Below are 4814 nucleotides of genomic sequence, written 5' to 3'. Positions count from 1 at the left end.
AAGACAATATGAAACGACCTCCACGAATGAATGTAAAAACGTGGATTTACCGTGTAAACTGTAGATGTCTATAAACAGATACGGATTTACCGCAAACATTGAATGAAGGTCGTTTCATATTGTCTTGGGGTATTAAAAAGGTAATTTCGTTTATCATCGTTGCAGGTCTTCTGTTTACGGGCTTATTGCGTACAGAAACTATAAACGATTCTGATGCCGTACAGATGAAATCGCTTATTTATCATGAGTCTGTATGGTGACTACTGTGCAGTACCATGAGTGAATGAAAACAATTCATGCTTTTAGTAAGAAGCAGTGACGTTTTCCGTCACGGCTTTCTGTATCTTAAAAAAATCCCCGAACCCAGCCCTCATCCTGTCACCGGTAACAGGTAGTAAATATACAAAGTGCGTTTTACTAGTGTTTCATTACATGGCGTACAGTGTAACCGGGGAGTCGAACCCCGCACGTGCCTGACATGCACCACTGAAAGCGCGATTCATTCTCAATCGCAGAGATGTTACCCGCCTGACAGGACTACCGTCATAAAATTTAAATAAGTTCAGTCAGCCAGTTAAGCTCCTGAATTTTTTCATCTGTTTCTCTAAGCTGCTTTGACCAGGCATCGACTTTTTTCTGAAGTTCGGCAACCGATACGGTACTGCATATTTTTATTTCGGTTTTGGAATATCTGTTTACCATATCACTTGAAGCATTCAGAAAATCTCTCATTATTTTGACGCGTGTCTTCAGGCAGTCACGCTTTGCAATCAGATCGGTGATTGTCTGATCTCCGGCTCTGGTCATGTTATTGGTTTTGTTGATTCTTGCCATCAGTTCCTCAAGACGGAGCAGACAGTCGTTCAGTTCCTTAAGAAGTACTTCCGGTTCTTCAGCCGGCTTTTCGCCTTCCTGAACCTTGGCGTTGTTATTAAGTCTTACACCAAGATCAGATATTCTTTTCTGTAAATCCGCTCTTTCGGACAGTGCGGTTGCAAGCTTCATGTTTCGTATCCTCCTGGATAAGCCTGTTTAAATTTCCGTGTTTCCGGCTGAATATTATGCATCACGGCCGTTACTTTCTGCATGGACGTACTTAACAGAATGACAAACTGCCGTAATATAATCCGCTGAAGGTGATAAATGTCGTCAGAATTGAGACAGTTAGTGCACTCGATAAAAATAATTTTTCAGGAACAGGAATAATGGAACTGATTCGGATAATCTCTACCGGCGTTTATTTTGTTAGGCTGGGAACTGTATTACGGAACGGATTTGACGGACTTATAAAGTATTGACCGATTTACAGGTAAAAATGAATTGAATCAGAAATAAAAGTATTTTATATTCTGTGGTATGGGTTATATTTTTATATATTGATAGATTTACATATTGATATATTAGAATGTGAGGTGCTATAATGTCCGCATATCGGGAGTTGTTATGGGTTTCAGAGAAGATGTAAGAAGAGCGAAAGCTTTTACCGATGAAAGCCGTCTGGCTATTTTACTGGCTCTTCAGGATGGTGAAAAATGCGGCTGTTCCCTGATGGAACTTCTTAAAATTTCACAGCCGACTCTTTCACATCATATGAAGATACTCTGTGACAGCGACCTGGTGGTATGCAGAAAAGACGGAAAGTGGACTTACTATTCCATTTCACCGGAAGGGGTGGAATCATTCAAGGAGATGATTTCATCGTATACCAGATATGACAACAGCAGAAAATGCTGTGCAGCTAAACATTAAACGGAGAACCTGATAAACAGGATCGCATTGAATATTGGCAACCGGAGCTGGTTGCCAAAAAAAATGTATTTCACATTGATATATCTAGATGTGTAGATGTTGTATCCGTCAGTTTCCGGACCTGCTCCGGAGCCGCCGGAACAATTATAAGTAAGTTATTAACCAAGCAATATTTAAGGATAATCAGCAATGAACGCAGTAGAATGCATCAGAGGACGCCGCAGTGTCCGTGAATACACAGAACAGGACATCTCATCCCAGACTCTCAGAGAGGTTATTGAAAATTCTTCTTTTGCACCATCATGGAAGAATTCCCAGACGGTGTCATATGTCGCGGTAAAGAATCCGGAACTCAAAAACAGAATCGCTCAGTACGGAGTAATGGGATTCACGCCAAACATGCATCGCGTGACTGACTGCAACGTGCTGATGGTGGTTGTAACTCAGAAGGGCGTCTGCGGATACAATGATGATGGAACTCCGACAACCTCAAAGGGAGCCCACTGGGAGTCATTTGATGCCGGCATTGCGACTCAGACCCTGTGTCTTGCGGCTCATGAAAAGAGTATCGGTTCCGTGATTCTCGGCATTTATGATGAAAAGGCGGTTGCCGAAATTTTAGGTATTGATCTGAATGTTTTCGGAATTTCCGCACTTGTCTCCATGGGATATACTGATTCTGAACCTCGTGCGCCGAGGAGAAGAAGCGTTGACGATCTGTTAACGGTCATCGATTAACAGACAAGTATGTTGACACGGCGGGTTTTCTGTCATTTTCTGGCTGTGTCTGATCTGTCCTGAAAACGGAAGCTGAGGGTGGTTCAGTTTCCGTTTTTTTATTCACATGTTCTCAAGGTGTTTTGTGCCCGGACAGCAGGTTATTCACAGATTGGGAATTTTTATGGCTACGAGCCGTACCGTCGGAGGTTACATCAGGCACATGATTCATCAGCCGTCAGCTGTTCGGAAATTCCGAACAGCTGACGAATCCGCTGCGGACGTGGGCGCAGAAGAAAAGGCCTTGTTCTTCATGCCCGGGACTGTCAGATGACTGTGGGTTTTTACAGGTGCGGTTTTCAGAGTCTTTTCTCTGATGCGTGTTCTGCCGGTTCTTTCAGGTAATTTTTTATTATATGCACTAAAAACAGGTAAAGAATGTTTGATAAATAAAATAAGCATCTTTATAATTATCGGCGGTACTTTTTTGTTTTAATTTTCGTCAGAACCGGTATTTGAATGTTGTCAGCTGTTAATGCTGTTGTAAATGCGGCTTTTTCATATATTGGAACTGTCTTTTTATGTTAATCATGGGGATTCTTATATGACTTCTAAGGTTGTTGTACCTGCAGGTGCCAAGATTACTGTCCAGGGTAACGGATTAAACGTTCCTAACAATCCTATTATTCCATTCATTGAAGGTGACGGTATCGGCAGTGATATCACTCCTGCAATGATCAAGGTTGTAGATGCTGCTGTTGAAAAGGCATACAACGGTTCAAAGAAGATTTCCTGGATGGAAATCTACGCAGGTGAAAAGGCTACTAAGGTTTACGGTCAGGACGTATGGCTTCCTGATGAAACCCTTGACCTTCTGAAGGAATACGTTGTTTCCATCAAGGGACCTTTAACCACTCCAATCGGCGGCGGTATCCGTTCATTAAACGTTGCTTTACGTCAGCAGCTCGACCTCTACATCTGCTTACGTCCTGTACGTTACTTTGAAGGCGTTCCAAGCCCGGTTAAGCAGCCTGAACTCGTTGATATGGTTATTTTCCGTGAAAACAGTGAAGATATCTATGCCGGTGTTGAATGGAAGGCCGGTACTCCGGAAGCTGACAAGGTTATCAACTTCCTCAAGACTGAAATGGGCGTTACCAAGATCCGTTTCGACAAGGACTGCGGTATCGGTGTTAAGCCTGTTTCAAAGGAAGGTACTCAGAGACTGGTTAAGGCAGCCATTGAATACGCTATTGCCAACAACCGCAAGTCTGTAACTCTTGTTCACAAGGGTAACATCATGAAGTTTACCGAAGGTGCATTCAAGCAGTGGGGCTATGATGTTGCCAAGGAACAGTACAACGGTGAACTCATCGGCGAAGGTCCATGGATGAAGATTAAGAATCCAAAGACCGGCGAAGACATCGTAATCAAGGACTGCATCGCTGACGCATTCTTACAGCAGATTCTCCTCCGTCCTGCTGAATACGACGTAATTGCCACCCTTAACCTCAACGGTGACTACATGTCTGATGCTCTTGCCGCTCAGGTAGGCGGTATCGGTATCGCTCCTGGTGCAAACATCGGCAGCACCTGCGCAATGTTCGAAGCTACCCACGGTACTGCTCCTAAGTACACCGGTCTCGACAAGGTAAACCCAGGTTCAATCATTCTTTCTGCTGAAATGATGCTCCGTCACATGGGCTGGAATGAAGCAGCAGACCTGGTTATCAGAGGTATGGAAGGCGCCATCAAGGGCAAGCGCGTAACTTACGACTTTGCACGTTTAATGGAAGGCGCTACTGAAATCAAGTGTTCAGAATTTGCTGACGAAATCATCAGCAAGATGTAATCATCACCTGATTTAAGGCTATGTGCGGGGCTTCGGATCTCAGCGGATCCGGAGTCCCGTTTTTTTCTTCTTAATGGAAATTATCATTTCCCGGAATGTACTGGTCATGGCATATATATGTTCTGCTGTGAAAAATGATTAAATTTATATTCAGAAAGACAATATGAAACGACCTCCACGAATGAATGCAAATCGTGGATTTACCGTGTAAACTGTAGACGTTAATAAAACAGAAACGGATTTACCGCATACATTGAATGAATTTACTACATACATTGAATGAAGGTCGTTATGAATAAGATAATATATATTGGAATGGATGTCCACTCTTCTAACTTTACTTTGTGCTCTTTTGAACCAGGTTATGGCATGTCTGAAGATAAAATATTCGGTCAGGTGCAGTTTAAGGATGACCTGATTAAAAATACCGAGAAGTATATCTGTAATCTGAAATCACAGAGAAAGGATATTGATATTGTCTGTGGTTACGAAGCTG

5 protein-coding genes and 1 pseudogene are annotated in these 4814 nt (G+C 42.8%); 5 read left to right on the top strand and 1 reads right to left on the bottom strand.

The genetic code is table 11. From position 1 onward, the window contains the following. Positions 1–552: 552 nt before the first annotated feature. Positions 553–1005, bottom strand: a complete 453-nt coding sequence (locus T489_RS0112000; protein WP_031580250.1) for a DIP1984 family protein — start codon at positions 1003–1005, stop codon at positions 553–555. Between the two features lie 438 nt (positions 1006–1443). On the opposite strand from T489_RS0112000, the gene T489_RS0111995 reads away from it, so the two are divergent. From T489_RS0111995 to T489_RS15030, 5 genes and pseudogenes are all read left to right on the top strand, one after another. After that, positions 1444–1749: an ArsR/SmtB family transcription factor gene (locus tag T489_RS0111995; RefSeq protein WP_031580249.1), complete on the top strand. Its 306-nt coding sequence runs from the start codon at positions 1444–1446 to the stop codon at positions 1747–1749. A 189-nt stretch (positions 1750–1938) separates the two neighbouring features. Then, a complete protein-coding gene (locus tag T489_RS0111990) occupies positions 1939–2487 on the top strand; it encodes a nitroreductase family protein (RefSeq protein WP_031580248.1) in 549 nt (182 codons plus the stop codon). Between the two features lie 163 nt (positions 2488–2650). Then, complete coding sequence (locus tag T489_RS0111985; protein ID WP_157608265.1) at positions 2651–2800, top strand: hypothetical protein; 150 nt, start codon at positions 2651–2653, stop codon at positions 2798–2800. A 270-nt stretch (positions 2801–3070) separates the two neighbouring features. Further along, positions 3071–4318: an NADP-dependent isocitrate dehydrogenase gene (icd, locus tag T489_RS0111980; RefSeq protein WP_031580245.1), complete on the top strand. Its 1248-nt coding sequence runs from the start codon at positions 3071–3073 to the stop codon at positions 4316–4318. A 291-nt stretch (positions 4319–4609) separates the two neighbouring features. Further along, positions 4610–4814 (top strand): annotated as a pseudogene (locus T489_RS15030) (hypothetical protein); the annotation flags it as partial.

This window comes from Ruminobacter sp. RM87 (genome assembly GCF_000701925.1).
GTDB lineage: Bacteria > Pseudomonadota > Gammaproteobacteria > Enterobacterales > Succinivibrionaceae > Ruminobacter > Ruminobacter amylophilus.
This window is presented reverse-complemented; position numbering and strand designations above follow the sequence as displayed.